Origin of the sequence: Achromobacter sp. 77 (assembly GCF_020541125.1) — a bacterium.
GTDB lineage: Bacteria > Pseudomonadota > Gammaproteobacteria > Burkholderiales > Burkholderiaceae_B > Achromobacter > Achromobacter mucicolens.
In genome coordinates this window covers 764947-788379 of sequence record NZ_CP059848.1, presented here as the reverse complement: position 1 = coordinate 788379, position 23433 = coordinate 764947, and the positions used below count along the sequence as shown (strand labels likewise).

18 protein-coding genes are annotated in these 23433 nt (G+C 65.9%); 1 reads left to right on the top strand and 17 read right to left on the bottom strand.

What is annotated here, in order from left to right:
* Positions 1–116: 116 nt before the first annotated feature.
* The 3 genes from H4P35_RS03570 to H4P35_RS03560 form a co-directional block, all read right to left on the bottom strand.
* A complete protein-coding gene (locus H4P35_RS03570; RefSeq protein WP_226848117.1) occupies positions 117–836 on the bottom strand; it encodes a VOC family protein in 720 nt (239 codons plus the stop codon).
* An 18-nt stretch (positions 837–854) separates the two neighbouring features.
* Positions 855–3590 carry a preprotein translocase subunit SecA gene (secA, locus tag H4P35_RS03565; protein WP_226848110.1) on the bottom strand — a complete coding sequence of 912 codons (2736 nt, stop codon included), beginning with the start codon at positions 3588–3590 and terminating at the stop codon, positions 855–857.
* A 190-nt stretch (positions 3591–3780) separates the two neighbouring features.
* The gene (locus H4P35_RS03560; protein ID WP_062841683.1) at positions 3781–4755 is read right to left on the bottom strand and encodes a M23 family metallopeptidase; all 975 of its coding nucleotides are present in this window, start codon (positions 4753–4755) and stop codon (positions 3781–3783) included.
* Positions 4756–4884: 129 nt separating this feature from the next.
* Between H4P35_RS03560 and H4P35_RS03555 the strand changes: the two genes are divergently transcribed.
* Complete coding sequence (locus H4P35_RS03555; protein ID WP_081101088.1) at positions 4885–5292, top strand: DciA family protein; 408 nt, start codon at positions 4885–4887, stop codon at positions 5290–5292.
* A gap of 205 nt (positions 5293–5497) precedes the next feature.
* Here the strand turns inward: H4P35_RS03555 and lpxC are convergent, their stop codons facing one another.
* From lpxC to rsmH, 14 genes are all read right to left on the bottom strand, one after another.
* The gene (gene lpxC, locus H4P35_RS03550; protein ID WP_056320776.1) at positions 5498–6421 is read right to left on the bottom strand and encodes a UDP-3-O-acyl-N-acetylglucosamine deacetylase; all 924 of its coding nucleotides are present in this window, start codon (positions 6419–6421) and stop codon (positions 5498–5500) included.
* A 241-nt stretch (positions 6422–6662) separates the two neighbouring features.
* Complete coding sequence (gene ftsZ / locus H4P35_RS03545; RefSeq protein ID WP_056320774.1) at positions 6663–7847, bottom strand: cell division protein FtsZ; 1185 nt, start codon at positions 7845–7847, stop codon at positions 6663–6665.
* 187 nt (positions 7848–8034) lie between these two features.
* Complete coding sequence (gene ftsA / locus H4P35_RS03540; RefSeq protein WP_006217473.1) at positions 8035–9261, bottom strand: cell division protein FtsA; 1227 nt, start codon at positions 9259–9261, stop codon at positions 8035–8037.
* A gap of 4 nt (positions 9262–9265) precedes the next feature.
* Positions 9266–10090, bottom strand: coding sequence for a cell division protein FtsQ/DivIB (locus tag H4P35_RS03535; RefSeq protein ID WP_056320771.1), 825 nt, complete (start codon positions 10088–10090; stop codon positions 9266–9268).
* A 12-nt stretch (positions 10091–10102) separates the two neighbouring features.
* The gene (locus H4P35_RS03530) at positions 10103–11053 is read right to left on the bottom strand and encodes a D-alanine--D-alanine ligase (RefSeq protein ID WP_056320769.1); all 951 of its coding nucleotides are present in this window, start codon (positions 11051–11053) and stop codon (positions 10103–10105) included.
* Positions 11050–12456, bottom strand: coding sequence for a UDP-N-acetylmuramate--L-alanine ligase (gene murC, locus H4P35_RS03525; protein WP_056320766.1), 1407 nt, complete (start codon positions 12454–12456; stop codon positions 11050–11052). The genes H4P35_RS03530 and murC overlap by 4 nt, the downstream gene beginning before the upstream one ends.
* Positions 12453–13529, bottom strand: coding sequence for an undecaprenyldiphospho-muramoylpentapeptide beta-N-acetylglucosaminyltransferase (gene murG, locus H4P35_RS03520; protein WP_062841643.1), 1077 nt, complete (start codon positions 13527–13529; stop codon positions 12453–12455). The genes murC and murG overlap by 4 nt, the downstream gene beginning before the upstream one ends.
* Complete coding sequence (ftsW, locus tag H4P35_RS03515) at positions 13526–14719, bottom strand: putative lipid II flippase FtsW (RefSeq protein ID WP_056320760.1); 1194 nt, start codon at positions 14717–14719, stop codon at positions 13526–13528. Before ftsW ends, murG begins: the two co-directional genes overlap by 4 nt.
* A 55-nt stretch (positions 14720–14774) precedes the next feature.
* Positions 14775–16307: a UDP-N-acetylmuramoyl-L-alanine--D-glutamate ligase gene (gene murD, locus H4P35_RS03510; RefSeq protein ID WP_175157272.1), complete on the bottom strand. Its 1533-nt coding sequence runs from the start codon at positions 16305–16307 to the stop codon at positions 14775–14777.
* Positions 16304–17473, bottom strand: coding sequence for a phospho-N-acetylmuramoyl-pentapeptide-transferase (gene mraY, locus H4P35_RS03505; protein WP_056320752.1), 1170 nt, complete (start codon positions 17471–17473; stop codon positions 16304–16306). The genes murD and mraY overlap by 4 nt, the downstream gene beginning before the upstream one ends.
* Positions 17463–20318, bottom strand: a complete 2856-nt coding sequence (gene murF, locus H4P35_RS03500) for a bifunctional UDP-N-acetylmuramoyl-L-alanyl-D-glutamate--2,6-diaminopimelate ligase MurE/UDP-N-acetylmuramoyl-tripeptide--D-alanyl-D-alanine ligase MurF (RefSeq protein WP_226848108.1) — start codon at positions 20316–20318, stop codon at positions 17463–17465. Before murF ends, mraY begins: the two co-directional genes overlap by 11 nt.
* Positions 20315–22045 carry a penicillin-binding protein 2 gene (locus H4P35_RS03495; protein WP_226848106.1) on the bottom strand — a complete coding sequence of 577 codons (1731 nt, stop codon included), beginning with the start codon at positions 22043–22045 and terminating at the stop codon, positions 20315–20317. Before H4P35_RS03495 ends, murF begins: the two co-directional genes overlap by 4 nt.
* Complete coding sequence (gene ftsL / locus H4P35_RS03490; RefSeq protein WP_226848104.1) at positions 22042–22335, bottom strand: cell division protein FtsL; 294 nt, start codon at positions 22333–22335, stop codon at positions 22042–22044. Before ftsL ends, H4P35_RS03495 begins: the two co-directional genes overlap by 4 nt.
* Positions 22335–23432 carry a 16S rRNA (cytosine(1402)-N(4))-methyltransferase RsmH gene (gene rsmH / locus H4P35_RS03485; protein WP_226848102.1) on the bottom strand — a complete coding sequence of 366 codons (1098 nt, stop codon included), beginning with the start codon at positions 23430–23432 and terminating at the stop codon, positions 22335–22337. Before rsmH ends, ftsL begins: the two co-directional genes overlap by 1 nt.
* Between the last annotated feature and the right edge of the window lies 1 nt (position 23433).

Genomic DNA, 23433 nt, shown 5'->3' with positions numbered 1-23433 from the left:
CCAAGCGCGCAAGGCCTGCGCCGTCTCACTGCGCGGAGACCAGGGGAACGACAGGCATGAAAAAGCCCGCCGGAAAGCGGCGGGCCGATCGACGGGGCAGGCTGTACACGGGGGGCTTATAAGCCCGTATCCAGGGTGTAATGCGCGCCGTCGCGGTTTTCGAGGGTCAGGGTGGACAAGACGGGCGACTGCGCCGCATCGTCCTGCTTGACATGAATGCGCAGGTTCGCCAGCGGCACGTCCCAACCGCCGGTGGCGGCTTCGGCCGTCACCCCGGCCACCAGCGCCAGGCGCTCGGCCACGCCGCGGGCGTCCGCCGCGCGCGCGTCGATACGATGCAGGCTGCGGGCCCCGTTGGGATGCGCCATCAATGCCGGCGACCAGACGCACTCGGGCGTCAGGTGACGGCAGAAATACATGCGGATGCCGGGCAAGGGTTGCTCGGCAAAGCGCACGGTATGGAATCGGGCCTGAACTTCCTGGCCGTCCAGCATGGCCGGACGGGTCAGCTCCTGCACGGGGTTTACGGCAAAGCCGGCCTCACGCAACCGCGTATAGGTGGCCTCGGCGTCATAGGTGCGAAATACCAGCGCTTCCAGGCCAAAGGGCGAATCGGCGATTTCCTTGCGCGCAGGCTGCGCGCCGGGCGGCCACCCCAGCAATTCGACGTACGTGCCTTCCAGCACGATCAGGCGGTTGCACGACCCCAGGTTGTGCACGGCCTTGTCGCTAAGATGAAAGCCCTGCCGTTCGTAATGGGGCGCCAGCGCATCCAGCCGGTCGCGCACCATGACGACGGCGTGGTCGAATTCAGTGCGGCCGACGGAATGCAGCATGCAGGCTAACCCCTTTTATCAGACCAGCTTACCGTGGCACTGCTTGTACTTCTTGCCGCTGCCGCACGGGCACGGATCGTTGCGGCCGACCTTGGGCATGGCGTTGCGCGCGGGCTGAGCGCCCGATTCCCGCGCGTCGGACGCCAGCGCCTCGTCGTAGTCCGAGTGGTGGTACTGCACGTTCTGCACGTGCGGTTGCGCCGCTTCGGCTTCGGCCTGCTCGACCTGCTCGGACGACTGCACGCGCACCGTCATCAGCACCTTGACCACATCGTCGCGCACGCGGTCCAGCATGCCCGAGAACAGTTCGAAGGCTTCGCGCTTGTATTCCTGCTTGGGATTCTTCTGCGCATAGCCGCGCAGGTGAATGCCCTGGCGCAGGTAGTCCAGCGCGGACAGGTGCTCGCGCCAGTGCGTGTCGATCGCCTGCAGCATGATCGAACGCTCGAACTGCGACCACGATTCTTCGCCCACCTGGTCGACCTTGGCCTGGTACGCATCGCGCGCCGCGGCCACCACGCGTTCGCGCAGTTCCTCGTCGTTCAGGTTGGGTTCCTTTTCCAGCATTTCCGTCAGCGGCAGATGCAGGTGCCAGTCGCCTTCCAGCGCATTTTGCAGCGCGGGGATGTCCCACTGTTCTTCCACCGATTCCGGCGGCACGTACGTGTTGAACAGGTCGGTCACCGCGGCGTCGCGCAGGCTGTGCACGGTGGCGCCGACGCTGGCGGCTTCCAGCACGTCGTTGCGCTGCGAGTACAGCACCTTGCGCTGGTCGTTGGCGACGTCGTCGTATTCCAGCAATTGCTTGCGGATGTCGAAGTTGCGGCCTTCCACCTTGCGCTGCGCGGTCTCGATCGAGCGCGTGACCATGCCGGCCTCGATGGGCTCGCCCTCGGGCAACTTCAGGCGTTCCATGATGGCGCGCACGCGATCGCCCGCGAAGATGCGCATGAGCGAATCTTCCAGCGACAGGTAGAAGCGCGACGAACCCGGATCGCCCTGGCGACCGGCGCGGCCACGCAACTGGTTGTCGATACGGCGCGATTCATGGCGCTCGGTACCGATGATGCGCAGGCCGCCTGCCGCCTTGACCTGCTCGTTCAGCGGCTTCCATTCCGCGCGGATCTTGTCGATGCGCGCGGTCTTCTCGGCTTCGGACAGCGATTCGTCGGCGCGGATCAGGTCGACCTGCTTGTCAACGCTGCCGCCCAGCACGATGTCGGTGCCGCGGCCGGCCATGTTGGTGGCGATGGTGATGTGGCCCGGCTTGCCGGCTTCGGCCACGATCTCGGCTTCGCGGGCGTGTTGCTTGGCGTTCAGGACCTCGTGCGGCAGCTTGGCTTTCTTCAGAAGGCCGGACAGCAGCTCGGAGTTCTCGATGCTGGTCGTGCCCACCAGCACGGGCTGGCCACGCTCGTGGCAGTCACGGATGTCTTCGAGGATGGCGTTGTACTTTTCGCCGTCGGTCTTGAAGACCTGGTCGTTCTGGTCCTTGCGGACCATGGGCTTGTTGGTCGGGATGATGACCGTTTCAAGCCCGTAGATTTCCTGGAATTCGTACGCTTCCGTGTCGGCCGTGCCGGTCATCCCGGACAGCTTTTCGTACATGCGGAAGTAGTTCTGGAACGTGATCGACGCCAGCGTCTGGTTTTCGTGCTGGATCTTCACGCCTTCCTTGGCCTCGACGGCCTGGTGCAGGCCGTCGGACCAGCGGCGGCCGACCATCAGGCGGCCCGTGAATTCGTCCACGATCACCACTTCACCGTCTTGCACGACGTACTGCTGGTCGCGGAAGAACAGGGTGTTGGCGCGCAATGCCACCATCAGGTGGTGCATCAACGCGATGTGACGCGGGTCGTACAGCGATTCGCCTTCGGGCAGGATGCCCAGGCGGGCAAGAATGCCTTCGGCGTGTTCGTGGCCGGCTTCCGACAGGTAGACCTGCTGGCTCTTTTCGTCGACCCAGTAATCGCCTTCGGGTTCCGGCTCCTGCGGCTTGGGCTCGTGCGCCATGCGCTTGAGCAGCGGCGGCACCGCGTTCATGCGGACGTAGAGTTCGGTGTGGTCTTCGGCCTGACCCGAGATGATCAGCGGCGTGCGGGCCTCGTCGATCAGGATCGAGTCCACTTCGTCGACGATCGCGTAGAACAGCGCGCGCTGGCGGCGGTCCTCAACACGGAATTCCATGTTGTCGCGCAGGTAGTCGAAGCCAAATTCGTTATTGGTGCCGTACGTGATGTCGGCGGCGTACGCGGCCTTCTTTTCTTCGTTCGGCTGCTGCGGCACGACCACGCCCGTGGACATGCCCAGGAAGCGGTACAACCGGCCCATCCATTCGGCGTCGCGGCGGGCCAGGTAGTCGTTCACCGTGACCACGTGCACGCCCTTGCCGGCGATCGCGTTCAGGTAGACGGGCAGCGTCGCCATGAGCGTCTTGCCTTCGCCCGTGCGCATTTCGGCAATCTTGCCGTTGTGCAGGGCGATACCGCCCAGCATCTGCACGTCGAAGTGCCGCATGCCGAAGACCCGCTTGCCCGATTCGCGCACCACGGCGAAAGCTTCGGGAAGCAGATCGTCCAGGGACGTGCCCTGGGCGTGGCGGGAACGGAATTCGTCGGTCTTGGCCGCCAGTTCCGCGTCGGAGAGCGCGGCGATCTTGGGTTCGAGCCCATTGATCTGGGTTACCAGCTTGCGATACTGCTTAAGCAGCCGATCGTTGCGGCTACCTATGAGTTTTTTGAGCAGAGAAACCATGCGTATTGTCGGCCGCACAAGCCATGCCGCACCGCCAAAGCGTGCGTGGCATCACCCGTGACTTGATGTTATTGGTTGAGCGGGAGTCCGCCGGGAAACGATCCAGTTTAACGCACCTGAAGCGTAATAGCCTGGACCTATGACCAGGGTATCACTGTTGGCCGGTTTGACCGGCCAACCCGCCGTGGGTTCACGGCGCGGCGGCTTGCGCGACGGCGGGCGGCGCGGGCTGTTGCTGGGGACCGAGGAACAGGCGCGGATCCAGCGGCTGTCCGGCAAGGCGGACCTCGAAATGCAGATGCGGACCGGTGGAGCGGCCGGAGCTTCCCACACGAGCGACCTGCTGGCCGCGTTCGACCAGATCGCCTTGCTTGACCAGCAGCGAAGACGCATGCGCGTAGCGGGTGATCAGGCCGTCGCCGTGATCGATCTCGACCATGTTGCCAAAGCCGGGCGCCCATTTGGCCTCAAGGACAACGCCCCCCGAGGCGGCCAGGATCGGCGTGCCCGAGGGCGCGGCGAAGTCCAGCCCTTCGTGCATGGCCGACCGGCCCGTCACCGGGTTGCGGCGCCAGCCATACGAAGAGGTCAGATAAGGGTAATCGGTGATGGGCATGGCGGTCGGCATGCGCGCCTGATCCGCCGAGCGCTTGGTGAGCGCGGCATCCAGCAGCTTCAGGTTGTCGGTTTGCTGCGAGAGCCGCGCCTGGATCTCGTCAAGCTGCCGGCCCAGCGCCTCGGCCGACGCCGCGGTGGGCGGCGGATGGTCGGTGAACAGGTCGTCCATGACCTGCGTGGCCTCCGGGTGGGCCGGCGCTTCGGGCGGGGCCGACGCAAGCTGCTGGGCCAGTTCCGGGTCGGTGTAGGCCACACCCGCCACCTTGGCCACGCGCTGGCCCAAGCCGTCGATGCTGACCAGCTTGGCCTGCAGCGCCCCCACCTTCGAAGCCAGCAAGTTCATGTTTTCACGCAGGAAATCGGCGTCGCGCCCGGGCTGTTCGGACAACGGCCAACCCATCGTGTGCACGGCGGGAAGGATGGGAGTGATGTATCGTTGAAGCGCGGCGCCAAAAATGGCCGCGGTAATCAAGGCGCCCCCCAGAAACAACGCCAGTCGCGCGCCGCCCAGGGTGAAATGCCCGTCCTGCCCTTCGCGGGCGTGCATAATCACGATCTTCAAGGTTTGCTTCCTAATTCTTTTAAAGCCGGCATGAATAGACCCGCTTCATACCGTCAACGTTCCAGTTCCAGCCGGCGCGTAGAAAATACCGCCCTGGGATGGCTGGGTCATGACATGCGGGGCGCCGGCGTGTTGGCGACTGCCCGCAAGCATCTGCAAATTCAGTATGCGGTGGCGGCGGTGTTGCCCGCTCCGCTGGGTGCCGTGTGCCAGGTTGCCAAGCTGGAAAACCTGTGCCTGCACCTGGTGGTGCCCACGGCCGCGCACGCGGCCAAGATGCGTCAATTGGCGCCGCGCATTGCGCGGTCGCTGGCCGATCAAGGCTGGAACCTTAACGAAATTGCCATCAAGGTACAAGCGGGTTTGCCCAAGCCTGGCTCCCGTCAGCCGCGCCCTCCCAAAGAGGCGCAACCCCTGGGCGACAAAGCCCTGGGCGCGTTCGAAACGCTACACGGCAATCTGCGGCCGGGTCCTCTGGCCGACGCCGTCGCCAAGCTCTTGAAGCACCACAAGAGTAGCTGAGCCGACCGGCTTTGTCCGGCAACTGGCAGGGCTGGAAACGTCACGAAACCAACTTTTCAGACCAATGGCCACATGGTCTGCTACCGGTTTGCGACTATCGCGCCAGGGGATGACGGCCAGTGCCGTCCTTAAGCAGGAATCCAAACAGAAACCCGCGCGGAGTCGGGGTCAGGCCCCCGGGCGCGGGTTCAAGGGCAAGCTGGCGTCAGGCCAGCTTCCATTCGTGGCGAAACGCCTGCGGCGCTTCTGCCTGCGATTCGTACGTGACGATTTCCCAGGCGTCGCGCTGCTCGAGCAGCGCGCGGGCCAGCTGGTTATTCAGGCCGTGGCCCGACTTGCACGCCACATAGCGCGCCACCAGCGGCTTGCCAAGCAGATACAGGTCGCCGATGGCGTCCAGGATCTTGTGCTTGACGAATTCATCGTCGTAACGCAGCCCGTCGCTGTTCAACACGCGGTACTCGTCCATGACGATGGCGTTGTCCAGGCTGCCGCCGCGGGCCAGGCCCATCGACCGCAAGGCCTCGACTTCATTCACGAAACCAAAGGTGCGCGCCCGCGCGATCTCACGCACGTACGAGTGCGTGGCGAAGTCGATTTCCGCAAAGTTCGCCGTCGAGTCGATGGCGGGATGGCGGAAGTCGATCGAGAAGGCCAGCGCGTATCCCTCATGGGGTTCGAGGCGCGCCCACTTCTCGTTGCGGCCTTCACCTTCGCGCACTTCTACCGGCTTCAGGACGCGGATGAATTGCTTGGGCGCGTTCTGCTCGACGATGCCCGCCGAGCGCAGCAAATACACAAACGTCGCCGCGCTGCCGTCCATGATCGGGACTTCTTCGGCAGTGAGGTCGACGTGCAGGTTGTCGATGCCCAGGCCGGCCAGCGCCGACATGAGATGTTCCACCGTCGACACGCGGACATTGCCCTGCTGCAGCACGGAAGCCATGCGGGTATCGCCCACGCCCGTGGCTTGCGCGGGCAGGTCGACGACCTGCGGCAGATCCACACGGTGAAAGACGATGCCGGTGTTGGGCTGTGCCGGACGCAGGGTGAGCTCCACCCGCCGTCCGGAGTGGACGCCGACGCCTGTCGTGCGGACGAGATTCTGAATGCTGCGCTGTCGGAACATGAGACTTGGAATTTTGAACCCGGAAGCCGGCAAGATAAGTACGTATTGCCGGCGTAACCGAAGTATTGTAACGCTGTCCGATCCGTGCCGCCATCCAAACTGGGCGCTCAGACCGATGTATACCTCCGTCCCTTATTTATCGTGCAAGGGAAACACGGACCGCTCTGCCTCCGGTTCGCCTGTGGGGACGGGCGAACCGGAGATGAGGGAGTGCAGTTAGAGCCGTTGACCGGCTCTAGGTTCAGTCCGCCTGCTTGCGCAGGAAGGCCGGGATGTCGAAATGATCCATTCCCGAGCTTTCCAACGCGCGCACCTGGGCCGACGCCTGGCTGCGCGGATTGCGCATGACCGACGGCATGTCCAGATTGCGGTAGTCACCACCTTGACCGGCCGGCATCGTGCCCATGGGCATGTTGTCGGTGCCGGTGCGCAGCACTTCAGCGGTGTTCTGCACCAGTTGCGGACGGGCTTGCGCACGGCCCAGGCCGGTTGCAACCACCGTCACGCGCAGGTTTTCGCCCATGGACTCGTCGTAGGCGGTGCCGAAGATCACGGTCGCGTCGTCCGAAGCGTAGCTGCGGATCGTTTCCATGATTTCGCGCGTTTCGCGCATCTTCAGCGAGCGGCTGGCGGTGATGTTGACCAGCACGCCACGCGCGCCGTTCAGATCCACGCCTTCCAGCAGCGGGCAAGCAATGGCGTGCTCGGCGGCCACACGTGCGCGGTCAGCGCCCGATGCCGACGCCGTGCCCATCATGGCCTGACCCTGCTCGCCCATGATCGTCTTCACGTCTTCGAAGTCGACGTTGACGTTGCCTTCGACGTTGATGATTTCGGCGATACCCGCGCACGCGTTGTGCAGGATGTCGTCGGCCGAACGGAAGCAGTCTTCCTGCGTCGCGTCCTCGTCCATCAGTTCATAGAGGTTCTCGTTGAGCACCACGATGAGCGAATGCACGTGCTTGGCCAGTTCCGAGATACCGTCCTCGGCCATCTTCAGGCGCTTGTTGCCTTCAAAGGAGAAAGGCTTCGTGACCACGCCAACGGTCAGGATGCCCAGTTCCTTCGCCACCTCGGCCACGACCGGACCTGCACCGGTACCGGTGCCGCCGCCCATGCCCGCGGTGATGAAGACCATGTGCGCGCCGTTCAGCGCGGCACGGATTTCCTCACGCGCGGTTTCCGCCGACGCGCGTCCCTGCTCGGGCTTGGCGCCCGCGCCCAGGCCGGTACGGCCCAGACGAATCTGCACCGGCGCATTGGTTGCCGCCAGCGCTTGCGCATCGGTGTTGGCGCAGATGAAATCCACCCCGTGCACACCGCTGCGAATCATGTGCGCGACGGCATTGCCGCCCGCACCGCCCACACCAACGACCTTGATTACGGTCCCTTTGGTGTTGTTCTCAAGCATCTCAAAGTTCATCATGATGACTCCCTCACAAGTCCGAATTTGCAAATCACAAAAATTCCCCGACAACCTATCTTTTGTGAATCGCCTCAAAGCCGACGCCGGCTACATAGGCCCGCCACGGGTTTGAGACGCCTCCTCTTTCTGGCGCTCCCCGCTAGACCGCCGCGGTTCGCACCAAGGAGCAGGCCCCAACCTGCACCCTTTAATTCATGAACCACTCCTTCATGCGCGCAAGCAGACTCTTGAAATTGCCCGTCTGCGCGGCCACCTTGCGGCCACGCACACGCTGCATGCGCGCTTCCTGCAGCAGCCCCATCACCGTCGAGAAGCGCGGATTGCGCATCACGTCGGCAAGGCTGCCTTCGTACTCGGGCACCGCCACGCGAACCGGCTTGAGGAACACGTCCTCGGCCAGTTCGATCATGCCGGGCAGCTGCGCGGATCCGCCGGTCAGGACCACGCCGGAAGCCAGCAGGTCCTCGTAGCCGGAATCGCGCACCACCTGCTGCACCAGGGTGAACAGTTCTTCCACGCGCGGCTCGATCACCGCGCCCAGCGCCTGGCGCTTGACCTGGCGCGGGCCGCGATCGCCCAGGCCCGGCACTTCCACGGACTCGTCCGGGCTGGCCAGCACCTGCTTGGCGACGCCATAGCGCAGCTTGATTTCTTCGGCATCGGGCGTGGGCGTGCGCAGCATCGCCGCAATGTCGTTGGTGATCTGATCGCCGGCGATCGGCAGCACGGCGGTATGGCGGATCGCACCGCCGGTGAAGATGGCGACGTCGGTCGTGCCGCCGCCGATATCGACGAGGACGACGCCCAGCTCCTTTTCGTCCGCCGTCAGGACGGCCAGGCTGGATGCAAGCGGTTGCAGGATCAGATCCTGCACCTCGAGGCCGCAGCGGCGCACGCACTTGACGATGTTCTGCGCGGCGCTGACCGCGCCGGTCACGATGTGCACGCGCACTTCCAGGCGCAGGCCGCTCATGCCGATGGGCTCGCGGATGTCTTCCTGGCCGTCGACGATGAACTCCTGCGTCAGCACGTGCAGCACCTGCTGGTCCGTCGGGATGTTCACCGCCTTGGCGGTCTCGATGACGCGGGCGACGTCGGTGGCGGTGACTTCCTTGTCCTTGACGGCGACCATGCCGCTGGAATTGAAGCTGCGGATATGGCTGCCGGCGATGCCGGTGTAGACGTCTCGAATCTTGCAATCTGCCATCAGCTCGGCTTCTTCAAGCGCGCGCTGAATGGAATTCACAGTGGTCTCGATGTTGACGACCACGCCCTTACGCATGCCGCGCGATTCGTGCTGGCCCAGGCCTAGCACCTCGAAACGGCCTTCAGGCAGGATTTCAGCCACCACAGCCACCACCTTGCTGGTGCCGATATCGAGGGCGACGATAAGGTCCTTGATGTCACGGGTCATGGCGTTAGCGTTTCTTGGGAGGTTTCGGTGTGGATTTGGATTTGGTTTCCGACGCGGGCAACGGGGCCAGCGCCAGGGCGAAACCATTCGGATAGCGCAGGTCGGCCTGCGTGACGGTGCGCCCTTCCAGGCGCCCCGCCACGGTGGGCCACGCCTGCACAAAGCGTTGAATACGAGCCGCGAACGGCAAGGCGCCGGGCAGGCCGTGCGGGTCCGGCGCGTCGGCGCCCGGATCGCGGCCCAGGTCCAGCAGCATGCCGTTGGACAACACCACACGCCAGGCATAGCGCGGGCTCAGTTCCAACTGTTCCACATGCATGTCCAGCGGCGCGAACCAGCGCGCCAGCTCGGCGTAGCGCTGCACCACAAGCGCTTCCGTGCCATCCGGCCCGGAGAACTGCGGCAGCACCGTGTCGTCGTCCACCTCGCCCGTGTTGGCCGTGAACGCCTCGCCCCAGGTGTTGATCATCTGGTTTTCGTTCCACAGCGCCAGCGGCTGCTGCTCTTCGATGCGCACACGCAGCACGTTGGGCCAGATCCGCCGCACGGTGGCATGCCGGACCCACGGCACCGATTCGAAGATCTCGCGTGCGTCGTCCAGGTCCACCGTGAAGAAATTGCCCTTCACGCGCCCGGCGATCGCCGAACGCACCGCGCCCGTCGACACATAGTGCAGATCGGTGTCCGGCATCGATTCCAGCTCGATCGCCGTCAACGTGAAGTACGGACGCTGCGCCACCCACACCACGCCCGCGATGAGCATGGCGGCAACCGCCAGCACGGCTAGCGTGTTGGCGATCAGGTTGGTAGTACGAGCGTCGTTCCACACGGAATATCCAGGTCAAGCGTTGCGGGCGTGGCCGTGCACCTTGCACGAAGCCTCGGACAGGATGGCCACGCACAATTCTGCATAGCTGATCCCCACGGCCTTCGCGGCCATGGGCACCAGGGAGTGGCCGGTCATGCCGGGCGAAGTATTCATTTCAAGCAGCCAGGGGCGGTTGTCGCCGTCGAGGATGAAATCCGCGCGGCCCCAGCCTTCGCAGCCCAGCGCCTGATAGGCCTTTACGGCAATCCGAGCGACTTCTTCAGCCACGTCCGCGGGCAAAGCGGCCGGGCAGAAGTACTGCGTGTCGTCGGAGAAGTACTTGTGTTCGTAGTCGTAGTTGCCGCCGGGCGCGGCGATCTCGATCACCGGCAGCGCGCGCGCGGCCTTGCCGGATCCGACGATCGCCACGGTCAGTTCGCGTCCGGTGATGAACTGTTCGGCCAGGACCTCGCTGTCGTAGCGCGCGGCAGCGGCGTAGGCTTCTTTCATGTCCGAGTAACCGACGACCTTGGTGATACCCACGGTCGAGCCCTCGTGCGGCGGCTTGATGATCAGCGGCAACTGCAGGCGGTCCGGAACCAGGCGCAGATCGGTATCGGCGTCGAGCACTTCAAAGTCGGGCGTGGGCAGGCCATGCTGCAACCAGATGCGCTTGGTCATGGTCTTGTCCATGGCCAGCGCCGATGCCATCGGGCCGCTGCCGGTATAGGGGATGCCCAGCAGTTCCAGCGCGCCCTGAAGCGTGCCGTCTTCGCCGTAGCGGCCGTGCAATGCGATGAACACGCGATCAAAGCCTTCGGCCGCCAGCTCGGCAAGGCTGCGCTCGCCGGTGTCGAACAGGTGCGCGTCCACGCCGGCGCTGCGCAAGGCTTCCTGCACGCCCTTGCCCGACATGAGCGAGACTTCGCGCTCGGCGGACCGGCCGCCGTACAACACACCTACCTTGCCGAATTGCTTGCTCATGCCAGCTCTCCCACCTGGGCGGGGACCTTGCTGATCGAACCCGCCCCCATCACGATGACGACGTCGCCATCGCGCACAAAATCCACGACCGCCTGCGGCAGATCGGCCACATCTTCAACGAACACCGGCTCGACCTTGCCCGCCACGCGCAACGCACGCGACAGGGCGCGTCCGTCGGCCGCGACCAGCGGCGGCTCGCCCGCGGCGTAGACCTCGGTCAGCAACACCGCGTCGGCCGTGCCCAGCACCCGCACGAAATCCTCGAAGCAATCGCGCGTCCGCGTGTACCGGTGCGGCTGGAAGGCCAGCACGATACGGCGGTCGGGCCAGGCGCCGCGCGCCGCGGCCAGCGTCGCGGACATCTCGACGGGATGGTGACCGTAGTCGTCGATCACCGTGAAGGTGCCGCCCCCGTGGTTGGCGGGCACCGCGAATTCACCCGTCTGCGTAAAGCGGCGTCCCACGCCCTTGAACGAACCCAGCGCCTCGCAGATGGCCGCGTCGGATACGCCCAGCTCGGTCGCCACGGCGATCGCGGCCAGCGCATTGCGCACGTTGTGCAGGCCGGGCAAGTTCAGTTCCACATTCAGCGGCGGCAGCAGCGTGTCGCGATGGGTGCGTTGCACGTTAAAGCGCATGCGCGTGCCGTCAGCCTGCACTTCATAGGCGCGCACCTGGGCGTCCTCGTTCAGGCCGTAGGTCGTGATGGGACGCGACACGAATGGCATGATCTCGCGCACGTTGGCGTCGTCCGAGCACAGCACGGCGCTGCCGTAGAACGGCAGGCGCTGCGTGAATTCGATGAAGGCGCTCTTCAGGCGCGCCACGTCGTGGCCGTACGTGTCCATGTGATCGGCATCGATATTGGTCACGATGGCCATCACCGGCAACAGGTTCAGGAACGAGGCGTCCGATTCGTCGGCCTCGACCACGATGTAGTCGCCCTGCCCCAGACGCGCGTTGGCGCCCGCCGAATTCAGCCGGCCGCCGATCACGAACGTGGGATCCAGGTCGCCCGCCGCCAGCACGCTGGCGACCAGGCTGGTCGTGGTGGTCTTGCCGTGCGTGCCCGCCACGGCGATGCCGCGCTTCAGGCGCATCAGTTCGGCCAGCATGATGGCGCGCGGCACCACCGGGATGCGCGCGGCGCGCGCCGCGATCACTTCGGGGTTGTCGCCCGCCACCGCGGTGGACGTGACGATGGCGCTGGCGCCCGTGACGTTGCTGGCGGCATGGCCGATCGCGATCTTCACGCCCAGGCCGGCCAGGCGGCGCGTCACCGCCGACTCGTTCAAGTCGGATCCGCTGATGTCGTAGCCCAGGTTCAGCAGCACTTCGGCGATGCCGCTCATGCCCGAACCGCCGATGCCTACAAAATGGATATGTTGAATTCTGTGTTTCATGATGAACGCCCCGCTGCTTGTTCACAGACGTCGGCGATATGGGCGGCCGCGTCGGGACGCGCATGCGCGCGGGCCCGGACGGCGACAGCCTCGAGTTCTTGTCGGGTGCGCTGGCTCAGCCAGTCCGCCAGCCACTCGGGCGTCATGGCGGTTTGCGGCTGCAGCCACGCGGCCTGCGCGTCGCTCAGGAAGCGCGCGTTGGCGGTCTGGTGGTCATCGATCGCGTGGGGGAACGGCACGAACAGCGCCGCAACGCCGGCAGCCGCCACTTCGGACACCGTCATGGCGCCCGCGCGGCAGATCAGCAGGTCGGCGTCGGCCATGGCGCCCGCCATGTCGTCGATGAAGGCGCGGCAGTCGGCCTGAACACCCGCTTGGGCGTAGGCCTGCTGAAGCGCCGGCAAATGTTGTTCGCCGGCCTGATGGACGATCGTCGGCCGGCGCTCGAGCGGCAGACGCGCAAGCGCCTGCGGCACGGTGGTGTTCAAGGCTTGCGCTCCCAGGCTGCCGCCCACCACCAGCACGCGCAGCGGGCCGGTGCGGCCGGCATAGCGTTCGGCGGGGTCGGGCAAGGCGCACAGGTCGGCACGCACCGGGTTGCCCATGGCTTCACCCTTGGGCAGCACACCGGGAAAACCGCTCAACACGCGGCGCGACATCTTGGCCAGGCATTTGTTCGCGGTGCCCGCGACGGCGTTCTGTTCGTGCACGACCAGCGGCGTGCCGCGCAGCGCAGCGATCACGCCGCCCGGGAACGCCACGTAGCCGCCCATGCCCAGCACCACGTCGGGACGCACGTCGGACAGCCGCGACCACGCCTGCGCAAATGCGCGCAGCAACAGGAACGGCAGCTTGAGCAGCGCGGACGCGCCCTTGCCGCGCACGCCCTGGAAACGCAGCGGCACCAGTTCGATGCCGCGCGGCGGCACGAGACGGCCTTCCATCTTTTCGGGATTGCCCAGCCACAGCACGCGCCAGCCGCGTTCGCGCAGCACGTCAGCCACGGCCAGACCGGGCATGATGTGGCCGCCGGTGCCACCGGCCATGATGAGGATGGTGCGCGCGGCGGTCATACCCGTCCTCCGCGCATCATGATGCGATTTTCCACGTCGACCCGGATCAGCATGGCCAGCGCGCACAGATTCATCACCACGCCCGAACCACCGTAGCTCATCAGCGGCAGCGTCAGACCCTTGGTGGGCAGCAGGCCCAGGCACACGCCCATGTTGATGAACGATTGCACGCCAAACCACATGGCCACGCCGTGCGCAACCAGGCCGGCGAACGTGCGCTCCATGGCGATGGCCTGCCGGCCGATGTCGAAACCTCGGTAGACAATGATGGCAAACAGCGTGATCACCAGCATCACGCCAGCAAATCCCAGCTCCTCGCCCACCACGGCCATCAGGAAGTCGGTGTGCGCTTCGGGCAGGTAATGCAGCTTCTCGACGCTGGCGCCCAGGCCCACGCCAAGCCATTCACCGCGGCCCAGCGCAATCAGCGAATGCGACAACTGATAGGCGCTGCCGTAGGCGTTGTCTTCGTTCCAGGGATCCAGGTACGCGAACAGACGCGCACGGCGCCATGGCGACAGCCAGATCAGCATCAGGAACGTGCCCACCAGCACGGCGAGCAGGCTGCTGAAATACTTGCCGTTGATGCCGCCCAGGAAGAGGATGCCGATGGCAATGGCCACGATCACCATGAAGGCGCCCAGGTCGGGCTCGAGCAGCAGCAGCATGCCCACGCCGGCCAGCGCAAACGCCATCGGCAGGAAGCCGCGGGCAAAGGCCTGCATGTGCTCCTGCTTGCGCACGGTGTAATCCGCCGCGTACAGCAAGGCTGCAAGCTTCATCAGTTCGGACGGCTGGAAGTTCAACGGACCCAGCGGAATCCAGCGGTGCGCGCCGTTGACCTCGCGGCCGATCCCCGGGATCAGCACGGCCACCAGCAGCACCATCGTCACCACGAAAAGCGGCACGGCCAGGCGCTGCCAGACGCGGATGGGGATCGACAGCACCACGGCGGCGCCGACCAGCCCCGCGCTTACGAACAGGCCGTGGCGGATCACGAAGTAGTAGCGGCCATAGGACGCATAGCGCGGTCCGTCGGCCAGCGCGATCGACGCCGAATACACCATCAGCAGGCCGAGCAGCAGCAACGTCGAAGCCGCGATCACGAGCGGCATGTCGAAGTTGCGCATGCGGGTACGGCCGGGCCGTACGGCGTTGACGCTGGCGGTGAGGTCGGCGATCAGGCTCATTGTGCGCCCTCGGCGTCGCGCGCCATGGATTTCGCCCAGGAAGCGGCGTTGCGGATCATGCCACCTCCCCACGGTCGCGGGCCAGGTCTTCGACCTCTTCCACGAACACTTGCCCGCGATGCGGGTAATTGCGGAACATGTCCAGGCTGGCGCAGGCCGGCGACAGCAGCACCGCGTCGCCGGGCTGAGCCAGTTCGGCCGCGCCGCGCACGGCGTCGCGCAGCGTTTCGACGGTGATGCACTTGACGCCGGTCGGCTCCAGCACACGTCCGATCTCGGGGCCGTCCAGGCCGATCAGCATCACCGCGCGCGCATGACGCGACACTCCAGGAATCAGCGGCGAGAAATCCTGCCCCTTGCCCTGGCCGCCGGCGATCAGCACCACAGGCTGACCCAGGCCTTCCAGCGCGGCCACGGTGGCGCCCACGTTGGTGCCCTTGCTGTCATTGATGTAATCCACGCCGCCGATCGTGCGCACGAAGGCGGCGCGATGCGGCTCGCCCGCGTAGTCGCGCAACGCGCGCAGCATGGCGCCCCAGCCCAGGTCCAGGCAGCGGGCAAGCTGCAAGGCGGCCAGCGCGTTCAACGCGTTGTGGATGCCGCGGATTCGCAAGGCGTCCACGGGCATCAGGCGGCTCATGCGGCCCTTGGCGCGCACGGGCTCGGGCGCATCCTTCTTGCGCCGCGTGGGCGGCGCCGGTTCGTCGAAATCGTTGGGTTCGCAGGCCGTCAGCCATGCCACGCCCTGCCCCAGTTCCAGGCCCATGTCGCCGACCAGTTCCGGCACATCGCGGCCGAAGCTGCGCACGTGCATGGCGTTCAGCGCGGACACCATCTCCACGGTAAGCGGGTCGTCGCGGTTGACGATGGCCACGCGCGCCATCTTCAACAAGCGCGCCTTGGCCTGGGCGTACGCCTGCATGCCGCCGTGCCAATCAAGGTGATCCTGGGTCACGTTCAGCACGACGGCCGCATCGGCCATCAGCGTGCGCGTGGTTTCGAGCTGGAAGCTGGACAGTTCCAGCACCCAAACCTGCGGCAGCGTGTCCGTGTCCAGTGCGTCCATCAGCGCGGCCAGCGCCGCGGGGCTGATGTTGCCGGCGGCCACCACCGTCAGGCCGCTGGCTTCGACCAGTTGCCGGGTCAGCGCGGTAACGGTGGTCTTGCCGTTGGTGCCCGTCACGGCCAGCAGCCGCGGACGGTATTCGCGGGCCGTGGCCAGATCCGCCAGCGCGCGGGCGAAGAGTTCGATTTCACCGACGACTTCGATGCCGCGGGCTTCGGCCTCGCGCAGCAGGTCGGCGGCCGGCGCCTGGGCAGGCGCCAGGCCGGGGCTCAGCACAACCTGCGACACGCCGTCCAGCAGATCAGTTGCGAACGACGCGTCGCAACCCAGGCGGTATTCCACTTCGTTTTGCGCCAGCGACTCGCGCAGCGCGGCAAGACCTCCCGGTTCCGCGCGCGTGTCGGCCACGCGCAGGCGGGCGCCCTGACGGGCGCACCAGCGTGCGGCGGCGACACCCGTCTCGCCCAATCCAAGGATCAGAACGAGCGGCGCATCTACGCGGGGGGTTTCCATCATGTTCATCGCAACTTCAGCGTGGAGAGGCCAATCAGCACCAGCATCATGCTGATGATCCAGAAACGCACGACCACCTGGGTTTCCTTCCAGCCGCCCACTTCAAAGTGATGATGCAACGGGGCCATGCGGAAAATGCGTCGACCTGTTCCATAACGTCGCTTCGTGTACTTGAACCAGGTCACCTGGATCATCACCGAAAGGGTCTCGACCACGAACACGCCGCCCATGATGAACAGCACGATCTCCTGGCGCACGATGACGGCAATCGTGCCCAACGCGCCGCCCAGCGCCAGCGCGCCGACGTCGCCCATGAACACTTGCGCCGGATACGCGTTGAACCATAAAAATGCGAGCCCCGCGCCCCCGATCGCCGCGCACAGCACCATCAGTTCCGATGCGCCGGGGATGTACGGAAACAGCAAGTACTTCGAATAGTCGACGCGGCCGACCACGTACGCGAAGATGCCCAGCGCGCTACCGACCATCACGGTCGGCATGATCGCCAGGCCATCCAGGCCATCGGTAAGGTTCACGGCGTTGCTGGTGCCGACGATCACGGCCCACGTCAGCGCCACAAAACCGAGCACGCCCAGCGGATAGCTCACCGTCTTGAAGAACGGCACGATCAGGTCGGCGCGCGTCGGCAGGGACATCGTGAAGCCGCTGCCCACCCATGCCTTGAAAAGGGGCCACAGTTCCGTGTTGGCAGGCGCGGACACCGCGAAGGCCAGATACACCGCAGCCACCATGCCGATGGTGGCTTGCCAGAAGAATTTTTGCCGCGCCGGCATCCCTTCGGGATCGCGATAGACCACCTTGCGGTAGTCGTCGCGCCAGCCGATCCAGCCAAACCCGAAGGTCACCAGCAGAACGACCCACACGAAGCGGTTCGTCCAGTCTGCCCACAGCAAGGTGCTGATGGCGATGGAAATCAGGATCAAGACACCGCCCATCGTGGGCGTGCCAGTCTTGACCAGATGGGATTCGGGACCGTAGGTGCGCACGGCCTGGCCGATCTTCATTTCGGTCAGCTTGCGGATCACGCGCGGCCCGGCCACCAGGCCGATCACCAGCGCCGTCGCGCACGCCAGCACGGCGCGCAGGGTGATGTATTCAAACACCCCCAGCGCGCGCACATCGTCAGAAAGCAGACGGGCGATCTCAAGCAGCATGCTGCTCTCCCTGCCCCGAGGCTGCCGAACCTTCATTCAAAGAAAAAGCCGTCACTACCCGCTCCATGCGCATAAAGCGCGATCCTTTTACCAATACGCAGGACGGGCGCAAGCCGCGCAAGGCGGCAACGACTTCGTCTACCGATGCGCAGGCGTGCGCGCCAGGGCCGAATGCGGCGGCGGCCGCCCGGCTGGCTTCGCCTAGCGTGATGAATGCGTCGAGCCCATGCTCGCGCGCGTAATTGCCCACCTCGACGTGCATGGCGGGGCCGTTGTCCCCGACTTCGCCCATGTCGCCCAGCACCAGGACGCGCGTGCCGGCAATGCGCGCAACTACATCGATGGCTGCGCGAACCGAGTCGGGGTTGGCATTGTAGGTGTCATCGATGAGCAGCGTTCCGTCACTCATTCGCTTGTGCTGCATGCGGCCGGCCACGGGGCTGAATCCGGCCAGCGCCCGCACCGCGGTCTCCAGCGGCGCACCCGCGGCGATCGCGCTGGCGATGGCCGCCAGCGCGTTGCGCAGGTTGTGCAGCCCCGCCACCGGCAGCGTCAGATCGGCAACGCCGACCGGCGTCACGACACGGCAGCGCGTGGCGTCCACTTCCGCGATGATCTGCTCGGCATAGACATCCAACCCCGGCTGCAGCCCGAACCGCAGTACGCGGCGCGGCGCGGCCAGCGCGTCCCAGATGGCCGAGTACGGTTCATCTCCGGGATACACCGCGACTCCATCCGCCGGCAGCGCGGTGATCGCGGCGCCGTTCTCGTGCGCAACCGCCTCGACGGTGTGCATGAATTCCTGATGTTCGCGCTGCGCATTGGTGACCAGCGCCACGGTCGGCGCGGCAATGGCGGCCAACTGCGCGATCTCGCCCGGATGGTTCATGCCCAGTTCGAACACGGCGGCGCGATGCTCGGGGCGCAGGCGCAGCAACGTCAGCGGCACGCCGATATCGTTGTTCAGATTGCCGGCCGTGGCCAGGCGCCCCGCTTCGCCCTGCCATTCGGCGAGCATCGCGGAGATCATTTCCTTGGTGGTCGTCTTGCCATTGCTGCCGGCCACCGCCACCACGGGCAGCGAAAAACGCGAGCGCCAGGCGGCGCCAATGCGCGTCAGCGCAACGCGCGTATCGCCCACGACTAGCTGCGTCAGCCCGGCATCGGCGACCCGATGCGCAACGAGCGCCGCGCAGGCGCCGCGCGAGGCTGCCTGGTCCAGATAGTCGTGCGCGTCGAAGTTCTCACCAACCAGCGCGACGAAGAGCTCGCCTTCGCCAATGCGGCGCGTGTCTGTGGACACGCCCGGCGTCTGCTGCAACAGCAGCGCCACGCGCGCCCACTCGCGGTCGTCGAACGGCAGCTTTTCACCGCCGATGTCCTGGTAGGTTTCGTGTCCCTTGCCCGCCAGCAGCACCACATCTTCGGGCGAAGCCGCCCAGATCGTCTGCAGGATGGCGCGCGCGCGGTCGACTTCCACGTCGGGACGCACCGCCTCGGGAATGCCGGCCAGGATTTGCTGAACGATTGCCTCGGGCGACTCGGTGCGCGGATTGTCGCTGGAGACAACAACGTGATCCGCCAGCTCCGCGGCGATCGCGCCCATGACGGGACGCTTGCCCGGATCGCGCTCGCCGCCGCAACCAAACAGGCACACCAGGCGGCCAGAACGCGCTGTGGCGACAGCGCGCAATGCCAGCAACGCGCGCGAGAGCGCGTCAGGCGTGTGGGCGTAGTCCACCACCACCAGCGGACCGCGGGCCGCATGCGCCGGCAGGCTGACAGCGGGTTCCACGGTCTGCAGACGGCCATCGACCGGGTCCGTCGCGGCCAGCTCGCGCGCAATCTGCGCGAACGGCAGGCCCAGCTTGTACAGCACGCCCGCCACCAGCAGCAGGTTCGAAACGTTGTGCGCCCCCAGCAGGCGCGTCACGATCTGCGCCTCGCCATGCGGCGACACCAGCGTAAAAATCTGGCCCTGCGACGTCGCCTGCAGATCGCGCGCACGCATCGCGGCGGGGATTGCGGGATCGTCGCTCAGGCTGTAGCCCATCGGCGAGACGCCTTCCGGCAAGGCAGCGAGCATCCGCCGTCCCGCCTCATCGTCGGCATTGATTACTGCCGCAGTCAGACCCGGCCAGCTGAAAAGGCGCGCCTTGGCCGCTTCGTAACGCTCCATCGTGACGTGGTAGTCCAGATGGTCGCGCGTCAGATTCGTGAAGGCGGCCAGCGCAACGCGCACGCCGTCCATGCGGCCTTGTTCGATGCCGATCGACGAGGCCTCCATGGCCACGGCTTTCGCGCCAGCGTCGCGCATCGCGGCCAGCGTGCGATGCACCGTCAGCACGTCGGGCGTCGTCAGGCTGCCACCCAGCGTCTGCCCGTCGGGCAGCACGGCGCCCAGCGTGCCGATCGTGCCGCACGCCTTCTCGTTGCGGCTCAGGGCATGCGCAATCCATTGCACCGAAGAGGTCTTGCCGTTGGTGCCCGTCACGGCAACCACCGCCAGCGCGGCCGACGGACGCCCATACCAGGTGTCGCCCAGCTCGCCCAGCAACGAGCGCAGGCCCGTCACGGCAAGCATGGGCGTGCCGGCCGACGCGGCCTGAACGGCATCGGTGGCCGGCGCTTCAAACAGCACCGCGCTGGCGCCCAGCGCCAACGCCTTGTCTATATAGCGACGGCCGTCGCTGGAAAGGCCCGGGCAGGCGACGAACACGTCGCCGGGCTCGATGTCGCGCGAGTCCAGTTTCAGATGCGCGGTCAGCGACACGCGCTCATGCAACCACGCCACGGTCTCGGCAACCGTGGCGGCAGGGGAAGAGTGGAAGCCGTTGGCGCTCATCTGCCTGGCTCCTTGATACCAGCAACAATCGTGGATTCAAACGGTGCGTCTGGCCGCACCCCCATCAACCTCAGGCTCCCCCCCACGATATGGGAGAACACGGGCGCGGCAATGGCGCCGCCGTAATAGCCGCCGATTGTCGGTTCGTCGATGGACACAGCCACCACGATTTTGGGATCCGACACCGGAGCAAAGCCCACGTACGAGCTGCGGTAACGTTGCGTGCTGTATTTACCGTCCACGATCTTGCGCGCGGTGCCGCTCTTGCCGGCCACGCGGTAACCCTGCACCTGCGCGGCTTTCGTGCCGTCGGGGCCCGTGGCCGCCTCAAGCATGGCGCGCACCAGCGCCGTCGTTTTGGGGGAGTAGATTTTCACGCTCGTCGGATCGCTGTCGCGCTTGACCAGGGTCAGCGACACCATGTCGCCGTTGCGGGCAAAAACGGTATAGGCGCGGGCCACCTGCAGCAGCGACACGGACAAGCCGTAGCCGTAGGCCATGGTGGCCTTTTCAATCAGGCGCCAGCGTTCCCACGGACGCAGACGGCCCGGCGCGGCGCCGGGAAATCCCACCTGCGGCGCCTGACCGAGGCCCAATTCGGTGAAGCGGTCCCACATTTCGCGGGATTCCAGCTTCTCGGAGATCATCGTCATGCCGATGTTGCTGGACTTGCGCAGCACGCCCGCCACGTCCAGCGTGCCGTTGCGGCTCACGTCACTGATGGTGCTGCCCTGATACGTGAAGCGGCCGTTGCCCGTCTCGAATTGCGTCGACGTGCTGATGCGCCCAAGGTCCAGCGCCAGCGCGGCGGTGAACGGCTTCATGATGGAGCCCGGCTCGAACGTGTCCGTGATCGCCTGGTTGCGCAAGTTGGCGCCGTGGAAGGTTTCGCGGTTGTTCGGATCGAAGGTCGGCACGTTGGCCAGCGCCAGGATCTCGCCCGTGCGTACATCAACGACCACGGCCGTCGCACCCTTTGCGCGGTGCTTGTCCATGGCGTCCTTCAGTTCCTTGAACACCAGGTACTGCAGGCGCGTGTCGATGGACAGGCGCAGGTCGCGGCCGTCCACCGGCAACGTGACGGCCTGCACGTCTTCGATGACGCGTCCCAGCCGGTCCTTGATGACGCGGCGGCTTCCCGGGCGGCCCGACAACTGCTGATTGAACGTCAGCTCGACGCCTTCCTGGCCCTGATCCTCGACGCTGTTGAAGCCCACCACGTGGGCCATCACATCGCCATCCGGGTAGTAGCGGCGCGTTTCGGGCTGCTGGTGCACGCCGGGCATGCCCAGCTGCTTGATCTTGTCGGCCACGTCCATCGAGACCTGGCGCTTCAGGTACACGAAGTTCTTGTCCTCGTCGACGAAGCGGCGGCGCAGGTCGCCGACAGGCGTCTCCAGCAGCTTGGCCAGCGCGTCGACCTGCGCGGGCGTGGCCTGCTTCGCGTCTTCGGGAATGGCCCAGATGGCGCGCGCGGGCACGCTGGATGCCAGCACCGCGCCGTTGCGGTCCATGATCTTGCCGCGCGTCGCGGCCAATGTCAGTGTGCGCTCGTAGCGGCGCTCGCCCTGCTGCTGCAGGAACTCCGTCGACAATCCCTGCAGGAACAGCGCACGGCCGGCCAGCACGGTGAACCCGCCAAACAGCAGGATCAGGACCAGGCGGGCGCGCCACGTGGGCAGCTGCCCGCGCAGCACGGGGTTGTCGAAGAAGGGCACGCGCTTCATTGCGAGCCTCCGGCGGCCGCGGGCACGGGCGCCTGGTTCATATAGAGGGTGCTATCCGGCACGATGGGAATCATCTTCAGGCCGTCACGCGCAATGGCGTCGACCCGCGCATTGCGGGCCAGCTCGGCGCGCTCGAGCTGCAGGCGCCGCCAATTGGTTTCGAGGTCGCGCGCATGCGCCTGATCGCGCCCCAACTCCACGAAGAGCTGGCGCGACTGATACCGGCTGGTGACCAGGGAAATGGCCGACAGCATCAGCAAAGCCGCAACGATCAGGTTGACGCGACCCATCAGCGGCGCCCTCCCTTACCGCCGCGACGGGGCGGCGGGGCGAGGTCGCTGCCGGGCAGCGAGCCGATCTTCACAAATGCAAAGCCGCCCTCGGGGGGCAGCGGTGTTTCGGTGCGCTCGGCCACGCGCAGGATGGCCGAACGGGCACGGGCGTTGGACGAGACTTCATCGTCTTCGGCCACGACCTTGCCAAGGGAACGGACGACAGGCTGGGGCATTTCGCTTTCGCGCAGGGGCAGGCGTGCATGCGCCGCAGCCGGACGAGCCGCCGCCGCGATGCACTGCTTGACCATGCGGTCTTCAAGCGAATGAAAGCTGATCACCGCCAACCTCCCCCCTGGGGCAAGCAGGTCTAAAGCTGACGCGAGGGTGCGCGCGAGCTCTTCGAGTTCCCGATTGATGTAAATCCGTAAAGCTTGAAAGGTGCGTGTGGCCGGATGTTGCCCCTTTTCGCGCGTGCGGACGGCGCTGGCGACGCACTCGGCAAGCTCGAGCGTGGTGCGCAGCGGCCTTGTTGCGCGGCGAGCAGCAATCGCCTTTGCAACCTGAAAAGCAAACCGTTCTTCGCCATAATCCGCTATGACCTCCCGCATCTCATCCACACTGGCTTGCGCCAGCCAATCCGCCACCGTGGGACCACGAGTGGTGTCCATCCGCATATCGAGCGGGCCGTCTCGCATGAACGAGAAGCCGCGCTCGGCATCGTCGATCTGAGGCGACGAAACGCCCAGATCCAGCATCACGCCATCGACCTTGCCGATGCCGCGCTGCTCCAATTCTTCAGCCATGGTGGCAAAGCCCCCATGCACTACCGTGACCCGCGCATCCTCGGCCGCCAGGGCGGTGGCAACCGCGATGGCCTGCGGGTCCTTGTCAAACACGATCAGCCGGGCTTGCTTGCCCAGCCGGCCAAGCAATTCTCGGCTGTGGCCACCCCGTCCGAACGTGCCGTCGACAAAGACGCCACTTTCGATTCGCGTAGCCACATCCTGCCCACCCTGCGGCTGCGACCGTGCCGCGCCCTTGCCGCCGAAACCGGGCAGCAAAAGCGCGTCCACCGTCGGCGCCAGGAGGACGGGCCGATGTTCGAATTCCATA

Coding starts and splice junctions, on each gene's coding strand:
- murC (WP_056320766.1), bottom strand. CDS start 12,456: ATGAAACACAGAATTCAACATATCCATTTTGTAGGCATCGGCGGTTCG.
- lpxC (WP_056320776.1), bottom strand. CDS start 6,421: ATGTTCCGACAGCGCAGCATTCAGAATCTCGTCCGCACGACAGGCGTC.
- ftsW (WP_056320760.1), bottom strand. CDS start 14,719: ATGAGCCTGATCGCCGACCTCACCGCCAGCGTCAACGCCGTACGGCCC.
- rsmH (WP_226848102.1), bottom strand. CDS start 23,432: ATGGAATTCGAACATCGGCCCGTCCTCCTGGCGCCGACGGTGGACGCG.
- secA (WP_226848110.1), bottom strand. CDS start 3,590: ATGGTTTCTCTGCTCAAAAAACTCATAGGTAGCCGCAACGATCGGCTG.
- H4P35_RS03570 (WP_226848117.1), bottom strand. CDS start 836: ATGCTGCATTCCGTCGGCCGCACTGAATTCGACCACGCCGTCGTCATG.
- H4P35_RS03495 (WP_226848106.1), bottom strand. CDS start 22,045: ATGAAGCGCGTGCCCTTCTTCGACAACCCCGTGCTGCGCGGGCAGCTG.
- murF (WP_226848108.1), bottom strand. CDS start 20,318: ATGAGCGCCAACGGCTTCCACTCTTCCCCTGCCGCCACGGTTGCCGAG.
- murD (WP_175157272.1), bottom strand. CDS start 16,307: ATGAACATGATGGAAACCCCCCGCGTAGATGCGCCGCTCGTTCTGATC.
- ftsZ (WP_056320774.1), bottom strand. CDS start 7,847: ATGATGAACTTTGAGATGCTTGAGAACAACACCAAAGGGACCGTAATC.
- mraY (WP_056320752.1), bottom strand. CDS start 17,473: ATGCTGCTTGAGATCGCCCGTCTGCTTTCTGACGATGTGCGCGCGCTG.
- ftsA (WP_006217473.1), bottom strand. CDS start 9,261: ATGACCCGTGACATCAAGGACCTTATCGTCGCCCTCGATATCGGCACC.
- ftsL (WP_226848104.1), bottom strand. CDS start 22,335: ATGGGTCGCGTCAACCTGATCGTTGCGGCTTTGCTGATGCTGTCGGCC.
- H4P35_RS03555 (WP_081101088.1), top strand. CDS start 4,885: ATGCGGGGCGCCGGCGTGTTGGCGACTGCCCGCAAGCATCTGCAAATT.
- H4P35_RS03530 (WP_056320769.1), bottom strand. CDS start 11,053: ATGAGCAAGCAATTCGGCAAGGTAGGTGTGTTGTACGGCGGCCGGTCC.
- murG (WP_062841643.1), bottom strand. CDS start 13,529: ATGACCGCCGCGCGCACCATCCTCATCATGGCCGGTGGCACCGGCGGC.
- H4P35_RS03560 (WP_062841683.1), bottom strand. CDS start 4,755: ATGCACGCCCGCGAAGGGCAGGACGGGCATTTCACCCTGGGCGGCGCG.